The 17,332-nt window shown below is 60.9% G+C and carries 18 protein-coding genes and 4 pseudogenes; 13 read left to right on the forward strand and 9 right to left on the reverse strand.

From position 1 onward, the window contains the following. Window positions 1–364 precede the first annotated feature (364 nt). A complete protein-coding gene (locus tag NKK47_RS25175; RefSeq protein WP_502896499.1) occupies window positions 365–1,054 on the forward strand; it encodes a phytochelatin synthase family protein in 690 nt (229 codons plus the stop codon). Between the two features lie 377 nt (window positions 1,055–1,431). Here the strand turns inward: NKK47_RS25175 and NKK47_RS25180 are convergent, their stop codons facing one another. Next, the gene (locus NKK47_RS25180) at window positions 1,432–1,752 is read right to left on the reverse strand and encodes a hypothetical protein (RefSeq protein WP_352578635.1); all 321 of its coding nucleotides are present in this window, start codon (window positions 1,750–1,752) and stop codon (window positions 1,432–1,434) included. Between the two features lie 74 nt (window positions 1,753–1,826). Between NKK47_RS25180 and NKK47_RS25185 the strand changes: the two are divergent. From NKK47_RS25185 to NKK47_RS25220, 7 genes and pseudogenes are all read left to right on the forward strand, one after another. Then, window positions 1,827–2,498 (forward strand): annotated as a pseudogene (locus NKK47_RS25185) (IS256 family transposase); the annotation flags it as partial. Between the two features lie 323 nt (window positions 2,499–2,821). Next, window positions 2,822–3,673, forward strand: a pseudogene (locus tag NKK47_RS25195) (type IV secretion system protein); the annotation flags it as partial. A 78-nt stretch (window positions 3,674–3,751) separates the two neighbouring features. Beyond that, window positions 3,752–4,459, forward strand: a complete 708-nt coding sequence (locus tag NKK47_RS25200) for a VirB8 family type IV secretion system protein (protein ID WP_352578636.1) — start codon at window positions 3,752–3,754, stop codon at window positions 4,457–4,459. Continuing rightward, window positions 4,456–5,253, forward strand: a complete 798-nt coding sequence (locus NKK47_RS25205) for a TrbG/VirB9 family P-type conjugative transfer protein (RefSeq protein ID WP_352578637.1) — start codon at window positions 4,456–4,458, stop codon at window positions 5,251–5,253. Before NKK47_RS25200 ends, NKK47_RS25205 begins: the two co-directional genes overlap by 4 nt. Further along, on the forward strand, window positions 5,253–6,716 hold the full coding sequence (gene virB10, locus NKK47_RS25210; protein ID WP_352578638.1) for a type IV secretion system protein VirB10: 1,464 nt from the start codon (window positions 5,253–5,255) through the stop codon (window positions 6,714–6,716). The genes NKK47_RS25205 and virB10 overlap by 1 nt, the downstream gene beginning before the upstream one ends. Then, window positions 6,713–7,738 (forward strand): P-type DNA transfer ATPase VirB11, encoded by a 1,026-nt coding sequence (gene virB11 / locus NKK47_RS25215; protein ID WP_352578639.1) that lies wholly within the window; start codon window positions 6,713–6,715, stop codon window positions 7,736–7,738. The genes virB10 and virB11 overlap by 4 nt, the downstream gene beginning before the upstream one ends. Before the next feature lie 12 nt (window positions 7,739–7,750). Beyond that, a complete protein-coding gene (locus NKK47_RS25220) occupies window positions 7,751–9,901 on the forward strand; it encodes a type IV secretory system conjugative DNA transfer family protein (protein WP_352578640.1) in 2,151 nt (716 codons plus the stop codon). A gap of 186 nt (window positions 9,902–10,087) precedes the next feature. Here the strand turns inward: NKK47_RS25220 and NKK47_RS25225 are convergent, their stop codons facing one another. From NKK47_RS25225 to NKK47_RS25250, 6 genes are read right to left on the reverse strand one after another with little or no spacing between them, the layout of a single operon-like run. Then, window positions 10,088–10,294: a TOBE domain-containing protein gene (locus NKK47_RS25225; protein WP_352578641.1), complete on the reverse strand. Its 207-nt coding sequence runs from the start codon at window positions 10,292–10,294 to the stop codon at window positions 10,088–10,090. Further along, window positions 10,284–10,604: a P-loop NTPase family protein gene (locus NKK47_RS25230; RefSeq protein ID WP_352578642.1), complete on the reverse strand. Its 321-nt coding sequence runs from the start codon at window positions 10,602–10,604 to the stop codon at window positions 10,284–10,286. The genes NKK47_RS25225 and NKK47_RS25230 overlap by 11 nt, the downstream gene beginning before the upstream one ends. Before the next feature lie 38 nt (window positions 10,605–10,642). Then, window positions 10,643–10,837 (reverse strand): hypothetical protein, encoded by a 195-nt coding sequence (locus NKK47_RS25235; protein WP_352578643.1) that lies wholly within the window; start codon window positions 10,835–10,837, stop codon window positions 10,643–10,645. Window positions 10,838–10,891: 54 nt separating this feature from the next. Continuing rightward, window positions 10,892–11,047, reverse strand: coding sequence for a hypothetical protein (locus tag NKK47_RS25240; RefSeq protein WP_352578644.1), 156 nt, complete (start codon window positions 11,045–11,047; stop codon window positions 10,892–10,894). Beyond that, complete coding sequence (locus NKK47_RS25245) at window positions 11,047–11,457, reverse strand: TroA family protein (protein WP_352578645.1); 411 nt, start codon at window positions 11,455–11,457, stop codon at window positions 11,047–11,049. Before NKK47_RS25245 ends, NKK47_RS25240 begins: the two co-directional genes overlap by 1 nt. 56 nt (window positions 11,458–11,513) lie before the next feature. Beyond that, on the reverse strand, window positions 11,514–11,726 hold the full coding sequence (locus NKK47_RS25250; RefSeq protein ID WP_352578646.1) for a TroA family protein: 213 nt from the start codon (window positions 11,724–11,726) through the stop codon (window positions 11,514–11,516). A gap of 331 nt (window positions 11,727–12,057) precedes the next feature. Here NKK47_RS25250 and modA point away from each other — a divergent pair, with 331 nt between their 5' ends. The 5 genes and pseudogenes from modA (at window position 12,058) to NKK47_RS25275 (ending at window position 14,036) form a co-directional block, all read left to right on the forward strand. Then, complete coding sequence (modA, locus tag NKK47_RS25255) at window positions 12,058–12,858, forward strand: molybdate ABC transporter substrate-binding protein (RefSeq protein WP_502905043.1); 801 nt, start codon at window positions 12,058–12,060, stop codon at window positions 12,856–12,858. Between the two features lie 16 nt (window positions 12,859–12,874). Further along, window positions 12,875–12,999: pseudogene (locus tag NKK47_RS25260) on the forward strand (molybdate ABC transporter permease subunit); the annotation flags it as partial. Window positions 13,000–13,056: 57 nt separating this feature from the next. Beyond that, window positions 13,057–13,298: pseudogene (locus tag NKK47_RS25265) on the forward strand (IS6 family transposase); the annotation flags it as partial. Between the two features lie 87 nt (window positions 13,299–13,385). Next, complete coding sequence (locus tag NKK47_RS25270) at window positions 13,386–13,571, forward strand: hypothetical protein (protein WP_352578696.1); 186 nt, start codon at window positions 13,386–13,388, stop codon at window positions 13,569–13,571. Window positions 13,572–13,799: 228 nt separating this feature from the next. After that, the gene (locus NKK47_RS25275) at window positions 13,800–14,036 is read left to right on the forward strand and encodes a hypothetical protein (RefSeq protein WP_352578647.1); all 237 of its coding nucleotides are present in this window, start codon (window positions 13,800–13,802) and stop codon (window positions 14,034–14,036) included. 387 nt (window positions 14,037–14,423) lie between these two features. On the opposite strand, the gene NKK47_RS25280 is transcribed toward NKK47_RS25275, so the two are convergent. Both NKK47_RS25280 and NKK47_RS25285 read right to left on the reverse strand, forming a co-directional pair. Further along, window positions 14,424–16,025: a relaxase/mobilization nuclease domain-containing protein gene (locus tag NKK47_RS25280; protein ID WP_352578648.1), complete on the reverse strand. Its 1,602-nt coding sequence runs from the start codon at window positions 16,023–16,025 to the stop codon at window positions 14,424–14,426. A 635-nt stretch (window positions 16,026–16,660) separates the two neighbouring features. Further along, window positions 16,661–17,068, reverse strand: coding sequence for a hypothetical protein (locus tag NKK47_RS25285; protein ID WP_352578649.1), 408 nt, complete (start codon window positions 17,066–17,068; stop codon window positions 16,661–16,663). Window positions 17,069–17,332 lie beyond the last annotated feature (264 nt).

Raw genomic sequence — 17,332 nt, forward strand, 5'->3', positions numbered from 1 at the left:
TGCACGGCGTTCAGATCATTGCTGCACCCTCGCCACGGGGCGCCAGTGCCGCGCGAGCGGCTTCGTCCATGGGTCAGATCGCGTCATGCGACGCTCGCAACTGAACGACCGCCAAAAGGGTCGAACTCGGTCGTTCAGAGCGATTTGGATGGTTTTGGCGGCGAGAGCAGCCGGCCATGAGGAGATCCCGAACTTTGAACGAAGTTGTCGGCCGGGCGCGCCTGATACGGCCCCTCCTCTCGAACCCGACCTTCGACCCTGAACGGGGATGGTGATACACGCCCGTCCTTCTGGTATAGTGGCACGATCACCCAGCGGAGACGTTGCCATGTCTAAGCACTTCGTTCATGGGGCAGTGGTCGCATTGGGGCTGTTCGTCACCAGCGCAAGCGCCGAAACCCTGAAGCTTCCTGACAATCTGGCCGGCTTCAGTTCTGATATTGGCGAAAACTACTTCGTCGAAAGCGATGCACGGGAGGCCTATTTCCCTCTCGCAAGCAACTTTCTGACGCAGAAGACACAGTCCTATTGCGGTGTCGCCAGCATCGTCATGGTGCTGAATGCGCTCAATGTACCGGCGCCTTCGGTTCCGGAGTACGAGCCATATCGCACTTTCACGCAGGACAATGTCCTCGATGAACGAACGGACGCCATTCTCGCCCGAGATGTTTTGGCGAAGAAAGGTATGACCCTCGATCAGATCGGTGGAATTCTTGCGACGCAGCCGGTCAAGGCAGAAGTCCATCATGCCGCCGACAGCTCAGTCGACGAGTTCCGCAAGCTGGCGAGTTCCCATCTCGGCCAGTCGAACCATTTCGTGATCGTCAACTACCTCCGCAAGGCAATCGGACAGGAGAAGGGCGGCCATATCTCGCCGCTAGCAGCCTATGATGGGAAATCAGACCGCTTCCTCATCCTTGATGTCGCACGGTACAAATATCCTCCAGTGTGGGTGAAGACATCTGAGCTTTTCGATGCCATGAACACCCAGGACTCCGACAACGAGAACAAGACCCGCGGCTTCGTCCTGGTATCGGCGGCTTCTGTTCAATAGTGAGTCTGTGAGCGAGGGGTCACGCGCATTGATGCGGGGCCCCACAAACCATCCCGCCCCCGCCCGCCGATGAACCCGGTGGGTGCCGACCCGGCATGCGCTCGCCCCGGCGGCGGTGGTCTCACACGCTGGCGTTCTAGGGTCAAACTCTACCAACTGGCTGCCGCCAATGGCCGAGATGGATGGTTTGTTGCTGTTCGCCTCGTCCACTGGAACGAGTAAGGTGCGCCAGGAGTGGAAGCTTAGCAGGGGTCACGCCAGCGCCCAGTTAGCGCTACGAAGCAGACCTTCAGCCTGTGCCGGAAGCGGGGCCCGGCTTACCAAGTGGCATATCCAGGAAGCGCGTCCCCCTCCTCAGCTAGGCACCGTTTTCGGCTCTACGCTATACCTGCGCGACGAGCCCCTTCCTTAATCGCAGCGAGGGCCAGAGGATTGGTGACGGGATAGGTTCGGATGAAGTTCTCGACGGTGAACCTTGGAAACTCGACGGCAATCCGCCTGGCGATCGACTGCGCCTGCGCCGGCCCTTCGAGCAGCGCGTGGCACAGGGCACGGAACATCAGAGTGACGGGAATATCCGGCGGACTTTGGCACAGCGACGATAGACTGTCGGCATAGCGACCGGCGACGAACCGCGCCTGGGCGAGCTGCGCGTAGTACCAACTCGGAGCCTGGGTAATGTGCTGAGAGTTCTGCAAATTCGCTGAGAGGGGGCGGTCATGGCAGGCTGGTGATGTTCAACGTCACCTGATTCCCGCGAAGGAACGCCACCATGACCAAGACTGAAAGTAAAACCGCCAGCGCCGCCGTCAAAGACATTCTGCTTTCGGATCCGCAAGGTCTGCACGAAGTGATCCGTGCGGTGATGCAGGAGGTGCTCGAGGCCGAGATGGACGAGGCTCTGGGTGCTTCGAAAGGCGAGCGCACACCGGAGCGTCTCGGCTACCGCTCGGGTTATTATGGCCGCACCCTTGTCACCCGTGTCGGCAAGCTGGAGCTGCGGGTTCCGCAGGACCGGGCCGGCCGCTTCTCCACCGAGCTGTTCGAGCGTTACCAGCGTTCGGAGCGGGCCCTGGTGGCCACGCTTGCGGAGATGAATGTGCAGGGCGTTTCGACCCGGAAGGTCAAGGCGATCACGGAAGAGCTGTGCGGCCATGCCTTCTCGGCCTCATCGATCTCGGCCATCAACAAACGCCTAGACGAGAGCCTGAAAGCGTTTGCCGAGCGCCCGCTTCAAGAGCCTTTTGCCTACCTCATCCTCGATGCCCGCTACGAGAAGGTGCGCGAAGCCGGCATCGTCATGAGCCAAGCGGTGCTGATCGCGGTCGGCATCGACTGGGACGGCCGGCGCCAGATCCTGGCCGTGGAGATGGCCAATCGCGAGAGCCGCTCGGCCTGGAAGGACTTTCTCGTCGGCTTGAAGGCGCGCGGCCTCAAGGGCGTCTGACGTCATCGTCATGACCGGAAATGGTTGGTGGACGGCAAGCACAAACATCCTCGCGATCCAAAGGCAAGTTCGCAAGCCTGGGCATCTCTGTTCGGACTGCCGCTCGTGCCGGCGTTCAACCGCTGAGGAAAGAAAAGGTGGCGCTGGCGTCTTGGACGCCGCTGTTGTGGCCTTATATGTCGAGCGCCGGTCGCAGAGAACCGCTGGGCAGACGAATTTGCAACAGTTCCATAAGATAGATTACGCGACTTTCACCTGTAGCAGCTAAGTTAAAATGTCCGGATCTGGCAAAGTAGGAATGTCGCTCCGAAGCGGCCTATCGCCTCGGCCGCGCCGTCATCATCTATCTGCTGCTGACCGGATGGGGCACATTTTCCGCGACGATCTATCAGCTCGTGCAAAGCATTCCAGACGAGGTCGGTAAGGTGATCGTCGGCGCCGTGTCGCGGGCCACCGGCAATCAGCTTAGCGACCAGGCGGCAATTCCAGCGCTGATCGATAATCTCTACCAAGGGGCGCAGGACGTCGCCAATCAGGTCTACAGCGGATCCTTCTATGACATTTTTGGTGCGCTCTTGTCGCTGCTCGTTCTGCTGTCTGCCATCATCTTCGCAGCGCTTGCCGTTGCCGCGATCATCGCCGCCAAGGTGATGTTGTTCATCACGCTGGCCTTGGCGCCGATATGGATCATCCTTTGGCTTTACCGCTGGTCCTCCCGCATGAGCGAAGGCTTCCTTTCGCTCACCACCTTTCTGATGATCCAGCAAATCCTGATCTATGGCTTTCTCGGCTTCTACTTCTCGCTCGTGAATGCGGCGCTGAACACCGCCACGTCTGGCGGAGCGACCATGGACAGCAAAATGTCGCTGGTGCTGCCCTTGGTGCTGGTGACGATCATCGGGATCTACGTTCTCATGCAGATACCCTCGATTGCTTCGATCCTGAATGGCGGCGGGTATCTCAGCACCGTGGGCGCATACAACCCTTATAGAAACTTCGGCAGAAACGCCGTGCGCTATTCCGGCGCGCGATGGGCCGCAGGCCGCGCCGCTCGCGGCGCCCCGCAGCTCGCGGCAAACAGTTTTCGATCTTCGCGAGCAGCGAGGGCCGATGCCGCAGCCCGGTCCGCCATTCAGCAAGGTGCGCGCGATAACTCCAGGCCTCTGGCCTAGAACACAAGAACGGTCACCGATCGCGGCCTGCATCAGGATGCATCGCGCAAACGAGGCAATAGTAAAGTGTCAATTTCAGTGGAAACAGCTGCTGACCGCAGCAGCGAACTCGTCGACAAGCGCTATTACAGAGCGGGTGCGACCTGGGAAGACGACACGCACAGGTCAATGCGTCGATCGCGTACATTGGCCTGGATCGTCAGCGGCGTTTCTGGACTGGTGGCGGTGCTGTCGCTGCTGGCGCTCGTGCTTATCCTGCCGCTCCGGCAGTTCGAACCGTATGTTGTCGAGGTCGACAAATCGACGGGCTACCTCGAGATCATGCGCGCGCTGAAGCCTGGAGATTTGTCGCAGAACGAAGCCGTCACGGCCGCCAATCTGGTGCGCTACATCAGGGCCCGCGAAACCTACGACTCCCGTGAACTGAAACAGAATTACGATCTGGCACAGCTCTATTCGACCGATACCGCGTCCAAGGATTTGACATGGCTTTTCACGCCTGCAAACCCGCAATCGCTGGACAAGATTTTAGGCCGCAATGTCACCGTCTCGGTCGAGATCAAGTCGGTTTCCCTGCTCAATCGCAACACAGCCTCGGTACGCTTTGCCACCACGACGCGGCGGGACAATTCCTCCACGACCGATAATTGGGTGGCGGTCATAAAATTCCGCTACACCTCAACGCCGCTCAAGAACGAATGGCGTTTCGACAACCCGTTGGGATTTCAGGTTACGGATTACCGCCGCGACCAGGAATCGGCGCCGGGCGCGGGGAGCCTGCAATGAGATGGCGCGTGAGCCTTGCCCTGTCGGGCGCACTTCTGCTCGGCACGATCCACGGCGCGGCCGCACGCGACGGCCGCATCCGGTATGTCACCTTCAACAATGACGACGTGACGTCGGTGCGCGCAGCTCTTGGCATTTCGACGATGGTCGAGCTCAGCCCGACCGAAGTCATCGAAACCGTGTCGGCTGGCGACACGAAAGGCTGGTCGATCATCCCCAAACGCGGATCGCGATTTCTGTTCGTCAAGCCGCTGGAGCGCGATGCGTGGACCAACGTCAACGTGGTCACCAACCGGCGCGTCTATTCCTTGCTGCTGCAGGCAACCGACAATGACCGTGACCGGGCATCCTTCCAGGTCCGGTTCAAATACCCGGACGAGGATATCAACGCGCGCCTGCTCTCACAGGCCAAGGAGAGCGCCGCCGATCCGGATTTGAAGGACCTGAATTATGCCGATCTCAATTACGACTACGCCTACAAGGGCGACGACAGCCTGAAGCCGCGCACCGTATTCGACGACGGCACCAAGGTGTTTCTGGAGTTCAAGGGCGACATTCCGGCGATCTTCGTTGTCGACGACAAGCGTCAGGAGTCGCTGGTCAATGTTCGCACGCAGGGCAAATACACCGTCATCGACAAGGTCGCACGGCAATTCACCTTGCGGGCCGATGGCAAGACGCTCTGCCTCTACAACCGGGCGCGACCCAACGAAATCGATCCGGTCGAGCAGGTCTACGGCCCAACGAAACTGACAGGCGGTTCCACCCTGTTCGGATCCAGCGGAGGGCGGTGATGACCCAGATCGACTATAACCAGCTGGACGGCAGCCCGACGGTCGCGCGCCGCGGTGCGGGCGTGGGTACCAGGATCGCCCTGGTCGCCCTCGGCGTGGTGCTGGTTGGCGCGCTGATATGGCTGAACTGGCCTCGAGAGCCGGTATCGCGCGATGTTCGCAGCTACGGCGAGGAAAACTTCAACCCGCCCGAATTCCGCCCGCCGGCGTTGAACGAACCGCCGCAACCTGCCGACGGCACGATCGACCAGATCGTGGTGCCGCCACCGGCCGCCGACCAGAGCGGCACGCAACAAGCCGATAATGTCGATCAGACGGTGCAGGAGGGCGCGGATCTCGATGCGCAGCGGCGGGCGCTAGAGGCGCAAATGGCGGCCGAGGAGGCTCGCCGCAAGGCCGAGGCGGACGAAGCCCGCCGCAAGGCCGCGGCTGAGGAAGAGGCTCGTCGTAAGGCGGAGGCCGCCGAGCGCGAAAAGGCGGTGTGGGAACGCCTGCGGTCGAACCAGATGGTGACGAATGATCAAACTGGATCGACGGATGCCGGCGCCCAGGCGGCGCAGGTCGAAATCGCGCCCGACGGTCAGATCGTCCCGGTCCCCGGCGCCGACAGTGATCCCAACAAGGCATTCCTGGCGCAGTCTGAGGCAAGTTCTTCCGGCATAGTCAAAACCAGGGTCTTCCGGCGTACTGACGCGTTGATCCCTGAAGGAACGATCATTCGCGGCTATTTGGAAACCGCGATCAACACCGACCTTCCCGGCGCCGTGCGCGCTGTCGTGCGTGAGGATGTCTTCTCGCTCGACGGCAGGCGGATCCTCATTCCGAAGGGCTCGCGCCTGACCGGGGAATACCGCTCGGGGCTTGCGCGCGGTCAGAAGCGTGTTTTCATCGTCTGGAGCAGGGTAATCCGCTCGGACGGCATTTCCGTCGACATCAAATCGCCTGGCGCAGACGCGCTCGGCCGCGGCGGCATGGGCGGCCGTGTCGATACGCACTGGGTTGAGCGCTACGGCAACGCCATCATGCTTTCCGTCGTTGGCGGCGTCTCTGAATATCTGTCCTCGCTAGGCGATAGCGGCCAGGATGGACAACAGCGCCAGGTGTCGACGATCGATCCCGTAACCGGTGAGACCACGACCGTGACTTATGGTGGCAATGGCTCGCAGCGCGACGCCCGCAGCATCGCTTTCGACAAGTCATCGACCGCCTTGCAGCAACTCGCGCAGGAGGCGTTTCGCGACACGCAGAACATTGGCCCGACAGTCTACGTTGACCAGGGCACATCGATTGTCGTGCTGGTGCGGCGAGATCTCGATTTCTCGGATTTGTACGCTGATCCCGTTCAGGAAGAAGTTGCACGGTTGAAGGCAGGTGGGCGGCCGAAGACGGCGATCGATCCGACGCCTCTCTATTGGACGCCGAAGGATCATTTCTATCCCGGCTATAAGAGCCCGGTGAAATGAATGCCGTGCATTCCCTCCCCGACCCTTGGGCGAGAGCCCCGGTCCTGCGCGCTCATCTGGAACCGATATGGTCCTATTTGAACGAAGATGCGGTGTCGGAGATTGCGATCAACAGGCCGGGCGAATTGTTCATCGAACGCCTCGGCGCGAAGGAAATGGAGCACGTCGTCAAGCGCGAGGTCACGCCAGGCTGGATTAGGCATATCTCGACGGGCGTCGCCTCGGCGACAAATCAGGTCATCAACGAAGAAAAGCCGGTCCTGTCGGCCGCTCTACCCTCGGGTGAACGCATCCAATGCATCTTGCCGCCGGCGGCTCCCGAAGGTGGGGCGATCTCAATCCGCAAACAGGTCATCATGGATATGAGCCTTGACGCCTACAAGGCTCTCGGCGCATTCGAGAACACGGCAATGGGTAGCGGCCTGGCGCTTTCAACCGAAGAAAAGCGACTTGTCGAGATGTTGCACGACACGTCGCCGATGGACTTCCTGCAATATGCAGTGCGCAACCGGGTCTCAATCGTCGTTTCAGGCGGTACATCCACCGGCAAGACGACGTTTTTGAATGCGCTCTTGAAGGAGATTCCGGCCCATGAACGGATCATCACTATCGAAGATACCCGCGAACTGAGGCTGCCGGCCCCCAACAATGTCACGCTGATAGCCTCGAAGGGCGACCAGGGCCTTGCCAAAGTCTCCGCGCAACAGCTGCTCGAGGCCTCGCTTCGCATGCGGCCCGACCGTCTGCTATTGGGCGAGTTGCGCGGCGCTGAAACCTTCGCGTTCCTCCAGGCGATCAACACTGGCCACCCGGGTTCGCTCACGACCGTTCATGCCAATTCCGCGCGGTCCGCCTACGAGCGGCTGGCGCTGATGGTCATGCAGGGCAGTTCGGGCCTCTCACGAGGCGAAATCCTCGACTACCTGCGCGAGGTCATTCCGGTGGTCGTCCAGATGGTCCGCACCGAAGGCGGACGGCGCGGCATCAGTGAGATCAAGTTCACCAAGGCCGAGACGATCTAGCGGGCCACATCCATGCAGAAAATCGCAACAGCAATTTTCATGGTGCTCATGGCGATAGCCCTGGGCGTCTTGGTCTTCACGGTCGCCTATGCCGCGACAGATTGGTACCGGACTGGCTCCCTCTTCCTGTTCGACCAGCTGAACGCCAATCCCTTGCCGGTCGTTCGTCAGGCCTGGGCGGACACGCTGGCGGGGAATTTTGGCCGGGTGCAATACGCCGTTGCGGCTGGAGCATTAGGGTTTCTCTTGCCACTGGTCAGCTTGTTTCTCATGCGTCCGAGAAAGCGCAATGACTCTCGCTTCATGACGATGAGCGACGTATCGAAAACCACTCTGACGAAAGTGGGCGGCGTCTTCGTCGGTCGAGCCGGCGGCAGGCTTGCCGAAATTCTGTCGCCCAGCCGCGATCACCGCTCAGGCAAGATCCGTTTGACGCAGCGCAAGCTGATCGGCGGCAAGAAATTGTGGATTGACGGCGATGATGTCGGCGGCTTCGTCATAGGGCCGCCGCGCTCCGGCAAAGGCACTTCTCTCATCATCCCGAATGCGTTGACCTGGCCGCATTCGCTCGTGGTTCTCGACCTGCGAGGCGAGACCTATGCGGCGACTGCCGGTTACCGTTCAACCCTGAGTCGCGTGGTGCGCTTCGCGCCGGCTGATCCGGACGGCAATACCGCACGCTACAATCCGATGGACTTCATCTCGCTGGATTCGGCGCAGCGCGACATCGACCTTCGCAATATCGCTGCGGCGCTGTTTCCGCGACCGCCCTCAAATGCAGACCCGTATTGGGTCAACGACGCCCGCCTCCTTTTTACCGGCATAGCGTCCTTCGTCATGGAATCGCCTGCGATCCCAAACGAGAAGAAGACCTTCGCCACAATCCTTGAGATCATGAACGGTGCCGAGCAGCCGCTCCTGGAATTCATCGGCTCGCTCCGCGAGGAACGCCGCCGCGAATGTTCGCATTTCACGCTGCAAACCCTGCTGCCCTATTTTGAGATGTCTGAGCGGCAGTTTTCCGGAATCTACGCCGGCGTCCGCACCGGCATGGCCCCCTTTCTCAACGAGCGCCTGATGCGAGCTACCTCGCGCAGCACGTTCGATATTCGCAATCTGAAGCGCGACCGGATCTCTCTTTATCTCGACGTGCGGCGCGAGCAGATCACCTCCCTCGGACCGTTGTTCAACGTCCTGATTACGCAGATGATGAACTTCATGTCGGAAAGCCTGCCGCAGCCGGGCGAGCATCCGGTGCTTGTGCTGCTCGACGAGTTCCAGAACCTCGGCAAGCTCGAGAACGTGACCGAAATGGCGAGCGTCCTGGGCGGCAACGGCGTTTCGATGTGGTTTTTCGTGCAGTCGCTGAAGGCTGTAGACGAGATCTATCGCCAGGAAGGGCGCAAGACGCTCATCAACGCCGCTCGCGTGCAGATATTTTTCGGTGCGCAGGACGCGGACGATCTGCGCTACGTTTCCGAGCAGCTCGGCGAAACGTCGGACGTGCAAAAGGACGTGACGCGCACCAAGGCAACGTTGTTCGACACTTATTACACGCGCTCTGTCCACCGAAAGGAAGTGCGGCGGCCCCTGATGCGGCAGGATGAAATCCGCACCCTCGACAAGAACAAGGTCATCATATTGCCGCGCGGCGAACTGCCAATCCTCGGCACGCGCAATTTCTATTTCGCCGACGGCCAGCTCGCCAAACGCGCGTTCATGCCCCTGCCCGCCTCTACCGAGGTTTCGCGCACCAAAAGCCCTGCGCTGGACTCCTCTGCGGCGGTTCCATCTCGTGCGCTCCCCACGATTGTGCCGACAGCACCCGCGTACCGCTCAGGCCTCTCGCAGACCCGCCTGCGGCGCGGCGCGACATTTGCCGCAAAAGCAGGCCGGATAGCTCCGCCACCGGGCCGGCGCGCAATCGTAAAAGAACGGCTGAAAGCAACAGACGCTGCAGCTGTGCCATCCTATGCCGCCGTGGATTTTACCGCTTTGGCGGCCAAAGCGGTGACAACACGCATAGCGCCCGACAAGGAAGCGGCGGTTGCGGCGATCCTGAACAAGGTGCGGTCCCTGCGTGCCAGCGCATCCGACACCGAGACTTTCGACAGATATATGAGCGTCGTCGAAGATACCTTGCCTGATGTAGTCGATGGGTGAGCTAGCATTCCGATGCGGCGGAGAGATCATTGTCTACTGCGACCTTGTCGCACAAGTAATGGCGGCGGAGAATACATTGCCGCACGTTTCGGGCAGTGCCTTGAACACGAGCCCAGCATCGGTGGCTGGCGGCGCATCGACTCCCATCTCGCCCAGCCTGATCTCGTTTCGCGAACCATTCGTCAGTCAGTCGATGCCCACCATCACGTCTGACGCCTTTATGACGGCATAGGCTTGCTTGCCGGTTTCGAGCCCAAGGTCGGCGACTGCCTCATTGGTGATGGAAGCGGTAACGACCGAACCGCCAATGTCGATCCGGACATGCGAGGTGGTAGCACCTTTGACGATCTCGGTGATCTTCCCCTTCAGGATGTTGCGGGCGCTAATCTTCATCAGAATGTTCCTTCATTGGTGTTAAAACCACTGGCACACAAACATTATGACCAGCCGCTTCTACAAACGCGATGGCTACATCCACACCGTAGAGGTCCCTCATCGCCGTCGGTGTCAAGACCTCGGTAGGCGACCCTGCCGCAATGAGACGGCCGGCCTTCATCAGCGCCATACGGTTGGTACAGGCGAAGGCCTGGCCGGGATCATACGTCGACAACACGATGGCGAGGCCGCTGGGGGCCAGCGTCCAAATCCGTTCGAGCACACGCGCCTGGTTGCCGAAGTCGAGGCTCGCCGTTGGCTCGTCCATGACGATTATCGCTGGCTGCTGTGCCAGTGCACGGGCAATCAACACATCTGCCGCTCGCCGCCGCTGATCGCCGTGTGGGGCAGGTCGGCCAGTCGGGAAATGCCGAGCGTCACCAGCACCGCCTTTGCGGTCTCGACACGATATCGCGTGGCGAAACGCTGTATTTGCCCGTGCCGAGCGATATCAGGATGACAACGATCAACAGCAGGACAGGAATGCCAAGCGATGGCCAAGCGATCGCCCGTTGTCGGACGGCATGTCAGGCAGTTCCGCTGCGTTGCCAGCCATCAGGGTCTTGCTGAAGCGTCGGCAAGCAGCGTGTCGATTTGCTCGTCGGTGATATCGACGTGATAAAACAGCTTGTAGAAATCGTGAACTTCGGCGCGCAGGTCACCCGTCGCCTTCCCAGGGTAAAGGAGACTGGTAAACCACGCCACGCTCATTACCCTGTTGATTCCGGGCGGCGTGTCGAACCATCCGAACGGGTTTGTCGGCGCACGATAGACTTTGTGGTTCCTGACGGCAGCAATCCCGGCCCACGCCGAATCCTCCAAAACGCCCTCTGGAAGGTGTTGTCGAGCGTCAGGATGACATCCGGATTCCAGTCTTCCAGTGAGACGTTGGCAAGCCCGCCGGAGCCCGCGGTTTCGGCCACATTGGTGGCACCAACAGCCGCAAGCACCTCCATATTGATCGAGCTCGCAAGCCCGGTCTCCAGTCCATTGGGACCACGCCCATAATAGACGCGCGGACGCTCGTTGGCTGGAATGCCGGCGATCACGGCGTCCAAACGTCCAATCGCCGCTTCGGCATAGCTTGCGAGTTTTTCGGCATTGTCCTTTTCGCCGAGCAAATTGCCAGCCTTGCGCAGGGTGGCAGCCGTGTTGGCGAAGCTGCCGTTGATCAGGACTACGGGATGCCGGTCTGCTCCTGCACTCGGTCGGCGAGCGATGCGTAGGTGGGATCTATCGTGCCTACATCGAGGATGACATCCGGCTTCATTGCCAGCACCGCTTCGAGATTGGCAGTGTTGCCCTTGCCGGTCAGGCGGCCATGAACGGGAAGATCGCAGTAGGGTTCGGCGATGAAGGTCTTGTCCTCTGCGGTAGGCTCGCGCACCATCCGACCATCTTTTCCGGCGCGACGGCATAAAGCCGCACGGAAGCTGGGGGGCGGCAGGCCACTCGGTTGACTTGTCGGGCAGGTCGACCTTGCGACCAGCCGCGTCGACGTGACGCGGTGCTCGGCGTTTGCAAGGTCGGCAAATGACCCGAGGCCCAGGATAAGCGATGACAGGGCGAGCAGAACATGACGACGGAGCACGGGCCCTTCTCCATCACACGATGTACATGCTTCCATTGTTATGTTTCACTGGATACATCGGTCAAGAACGCTTTTCGGGTCCGCCGCGTGACAGTCGGAGGAGTGATCATTCATATTGGGAGATTCTGCCATGCTGACATGTAGACGTCTCGGGATAAGGCTTGCCGCAGCCCTTGGCGGCGTCGCGGCCATGCTGTTCGCCGCCATTCCCGGCGCAGTGGCGCAGGAGAAGGTCGCAGTCTTTGCGGCGGCAAGCCTGAAGAACGCGCTCGATGCCGTGAACAAGGCGTGCGAGGCCGATGTCGGCGAAGCGGCAACCATCTCCTATGCGGCAAGCCCAGCACTTGCTAAGCAGATCGAGGCTGGTGCGCCGGCCGATGTCTTCATCTCGGCGGATCTCGACTGGATGAAATACCTTTCCGACAAGAAGCTGACCAAGCCGGACACCGAGGTGAAATTACTCGGCAATGAGATCGTGCTGGTGGCGCCAAAGGATTCCAAGGCGGAAACGAAGATCGAAAAGGGTTTCGACCTTGCCAAGCTGCTCGGTGACGGCCAACTCGCCATGGCTGACGTCAAGGCGGTTCCCGCCGGCAAATACGGTAAGGCGGCACTTGAATCGCTCGGTGTCTGGCCCTCGGTCGAGGGCAAGGTGGCGCAGGCCGAGAACGTGCGCGCGGCGCTCAAGCTGGTCTCCACCGGCGAAGCAGCACTTGGTATCGTCTACGCCACCGACGCGCATGCCGAGCCCGGCGTCAAGGTGGTCGGCACTTTCCCGGAGGATTCGCATCCGCCGATCATCTATCCGGTTGCCCAGACGGCAGATTCCAAGGACAAGGATACGCCGGCATTCCTGAAATGCCTGCAGTCTGCCAAGGCAGGCGAACTCTTCAATGCGGAGGGCTTTACCGTTCTCGCGCCCACCAACTAAGGCAGCGCCCTGACGCATGAACTGGCTGCTGGACCTCACTCCCATCGAATGGAATGCGGTCCGGCTGTCCATCAAGGTGGCATTGTGGCGATGATCGCCAGCCTGCCGCCCGGCATCCTGATCGCGCACGTGCTGGCACGCATATCGGCGATGTCACGGTAACTTTTTGTGAGGAGTCACTGGGGTAGACGCCGGTTCATGAATAACGTGCTCATCAGCTACAAACAACACCGCTTTCCCGCCGAGATCATAGCCCATGCGGCGTGGCTATATTACCGGTCCCCATTGAGCCTGCGCCTGGTCGAGGAAATGCTGCTGGAGCGCGGCATCGTCGCCTCCTATGAAACAATCCGCCGTTGGGGAAGAAATTCGGGCCCGAGTACGTTCGCCGACTGCGCAGGAAGCGGCCCGGCCCCAACGATGTTTGGCACCTGGACGAAGGCCAGCGCCGGCAAACGACAATGTGCGAGCCGGAACCACATTTCTCAGTCCTCGTTCATCCGATGATGGAAGAGAAGGACACAGGGATGGCCACCAAAGAAAAGAAAGAAAAGAGGGAGGCGAGCCGCGTGGTGAAGGGGCAAGAGCTGGAGGTAGAGCACCTGACGGAAATTGCTGACGTCTCGCCGAAACAGGCGCGCGCTTTGTTGCGTAAGCATGGCGCCGACTGGACCAAGCTCAAAGACCAAGCCGAAGATTTGAAGGAAGACTGAAATTCCCGGCGCGGCTTGTTCTCTCCGTCTCTCCGCCCCATTGCGGAGCGGCACTGTCCGGCCCGGCTGGTTAACGCCCTTCTGGCGAGGGCCGCTTTCGCCGTATGAGGCAGCCGGCCGGCCGGAACGCGCGCTGGCGAAGCTCCCATGCAACGTGATTTACTTTCAGCCAATAAAGGTGCTCTGCTAGGCTTGGCAGTGGGGAGCCAAGGACGGGAGCGTTTCGCAATGGATGCAACCGAATTGCAGGCGATCAGCGACACTCTGATGCGGATCGTGACACCGGACATGACGCCTAAGCAATTGATCAAGGCGGCTCGGAAAGAGCACCCGAACGCGTCTAAGAGGGACATCGCTCGGGCGGCGTTCTTTTCGATCATCGCCAACGCCGATCAGGACCACGGCAAGGCAAAGAATCTGCAGGCATTCGCCATCGCGGAACGAACGCAAAATGGGGCCGAGTGAGCCTGTCACATCGACATAACAATTCTCGAGTAGTCGAAAGGGAAGTTCCCAGAACCCGAGCCTCCTTCGCCCCGCCTGTTTTCCTGCAAGGCGGGGCTATTTTTGAGCGATTCCGCGTCGAGCCGCATTCACGTTGGCTGAATGCCGAGTTGCCCGTTCTCGATAGATTAATCGCGCTTCTGGCAAGCAATCCATTCGTGACGCGTGCCGCAACAGAGCGCTGGCTACGGGGCGCGACCGCGACCTCCAGCGCATTCGCGGACGCTATCTGCTTTCGGGCAACTGCAAAACTTACCTTGAACGGCCGACATCAGGCGCATTGCTGCCATCCAGCCTAATGCGCGGTTTCGATAGACCACCTCGGGAGGACGCTGGGTTGGCCCTTGCTCAACGCTCATAGTCGTTGTCGTTTGAGCGCTGTGTCTTGCGGTCCTGCTCTTCTGCCTGATGAGCCTTCTGCTTGTTGGCGTCCTTCTGCTTGGCTCTCACCTTCTCCTGCTCGGTGCCTGTGCGCGGCGGCTCCGGCTGGCGGGGATCGTCCCGAGGTGGAAGGTCTCGCCCTCGCGCCTCGCGCTCGGGGATCGGCTCGCCGCCGCCGCCACTACGACGCTGCTGCTGCCGCTCGAATTGCAGCCGCGCCAGACGGTCATGCATCTTATCGTTGACCTCTTCACGATACTGTTCGAATTGTCCTTGATGCGCCGGCGGCAGCGTCTCGCGCATGTTGTCGAGAGCTTGATTGACGCGGGCCATCTGACGCCGCATTTCCAAGGGGTTTTGCGCCATGTTCAAATCTCCTATTAGTGCATTCAATTCTCTCATACCGGGATGAGACAGAAAAGACTTCTGCCCCGATTGATCAGCTCCACGACCCGCGGCAGGACCTGGTTGCCCCTCCCCTATCCGATCCCGACGGAACTGCAGAAAATTGTTGCCTATCGACTCCGCTGCAGCGAGAGCCTGACCGACTACGCCCGCGGTCCGCATCGTCGTCACAGTCTTTTGCCATGCGGCAGCAATTGCATCGCCGTTCACGACAAGGGACTGCCCATCGATACGGCGTTGCCGCTTGGCCTCCACTCGCTCGATCGTCCTGGCGCTGACTTGGTAGCGCGGATCGCTCTGGGCGCGGCTATAAGCCCCGGCATGCTCCTTCGTGAACGGCCGCGTCATCGCATGATCCATGCGCCGCGTGGCCACCATCGCAATGCCATTCTCGCGTGCCTTTTCCGCAAAGGCCTCGCGCCAGGCGACCAGATCCGGCTTGTAGAATTTCAGGCGCTCGCCGTCGGCTGACCGTGCCTGCACCATTGCATGGATATGGACGTGCTTGGTGTCCTTGTGATGCGCCAGGACGAACTTGTATCCTGGCGCGCGCTCCTCGAGCACGGCGCGCGCCGCGGCCATGACGGCGTTGGCATCGGTGCCGGCTCTTGCCGAGAAAAGCAGGTGATAGGCATTGCGGCGCTCACGCCCCGAAAACTGCGGGCGCCATTGTTCGTAGACCGCAGCCGCCGCCTTGGTCGAATTCTTCACCCCGGGCACAGGCTCGCCATTTGCGTGGCGAACCTGACTGTGGGTGCGGATGAACTTCTGCAGGAAATATTTCGCTTTGGGTTCACGGCTCACGGCTGCCGTTACCTCTGTCTTGGCGACCACCCCCGCCGCGCCCACAGCTTCGGACAAGCGCGCTTCGATCTTGTCGAGCGCCTTGCTGCGCGAATTTTCCCGACCGCCAGCCAGGACTATCGCAAGCGGTCCAGCCCGCTCATCGGTGTGTCCGTAAACCTCCACCGCCTGCCCGCCCCGTGCATAGATGAACGGTTTTGCACCGAAGGCCTTGTTCAACGCCACGCTCACGGCGACATCGGTGACCTCGCCGGCGAGCTCGAAACGAACCTCGATAAAATTGGTGTTTTCCAAGGGCGGTTCGAACGTCTCGCAAAACGTTTCCAGGAACACCTTCCGTGCGCCGCCGGTCGCAAGCACCTGCCCATCCTCGTCGAAAATCTCGATGTCATGTTTCTCGCCTTTTTCGTCCTCGCGCTTTCCGAGGTAATTGAGCAGCCGAGCGGCGGCTTCCTTGGTCGATGGTGGATTGGGCATGACCTTGAACACGGCAGGCTGCGCGCCCGCCGCATAGCCTGCCCGTGCCGCCACGGCCCGCGCCTGATAGCCCACCCGCGCCGCTCGTCCTGGACTGCTCGGGCGCCCAGCACCACGGCCGCCGCCGCCGCGCCGCTTCCAGTCTTCCTCCTCCTCTTCCGGCCGGAAACCGGCGAGCGTGGCGCCATAGACCAGGATCGGCGCGCTAGCGGCCCTGGGCGAGCTCGCAGCAGCAGTGGACTTCGGTGCCCTGCTGGACATGGAACTCCCCGCCGCCGCCAATCCTCGTGGCGACGAACGAGGGGCGTTCCTGCCGCCACCTGCCGTCGAGCCGGCTTGTGCTTGCCCGAGGCGTCCGCCGCCGCCGGTCCGCTCATAACTCTTCATCGCCTGGAATTCACCGGCCTCGCGTCGGGCGCCCGTCAGAGACTTGTCGTCGTCCAGCTCCTCACGCTTCACGCCGGACTCGCCCCGTAGATAGCGTTCGATTTCGGCCGCGTAGCCGGCAAGACGACCGCTCATGGCATGGCCTCCCTCGCCTTGCGGGGCGCCACGGTCATCGCCTTCAGTTCCTCGCGGAACTGCCGCACAAGGTCGCCCACGGCGATCAGCGCCTGCTCAAGATCCTGGTCGTGGCCAACACGGCCGTCGGTCATGGCGCGCACGGCTTGATTGAAATTGACGCCGACGCGACGCAGCTGATCGGTCATGTCCACGATCGCCGGCCGCAACGCCTCTGACGCGATAGGCAGATGCCCGACCTCTGCCCGCACGAGACGCCGGACGACCTCGCTGACGGTTACGCGGTCCCGCTCCGCAATGGCTTTGAGGCTGGCCAGCTCGTCAGCCGAAAACCGGATATGCGTCACCTCGCCGTAGCGTCGTGATGTGCTCTTCACTGCGGCTTTCTGGGCGTCTGCATCCATCTCTCAAGCCCGCTTGCGGGCGCTAAGGCCCGCCAGGGCCGCGCCGCCTATTTCCAAGGAAGGGGCATTTCGCAAAGTTCGTCATTTGCGGTGATGTGCCTATGATACGTTGAGGACTTGTTTCCATGTTAACATGGAAACATCAGAGCGCGGTCCGCACTGCGGTCAGCCGGCCAGACCCTTCCTCACTTGGTAGCAGCTGCGTAATGACTGCACCCCGAGCGGGCCTTACGGCGCGCGCCTGGGTTGCCAAACCGGTTTGCC

Source organism: Mesorhizobium sp. M0019 (genome assembly GCF_040323975.1).
In the GTDB taxonomy this organism is placed as follows: domain Bacteria; phylum Pseudomonadota; class Alphaproteobacteria; order Rhizobiales; family Rhizobiaceae; genus Mesorhizobium.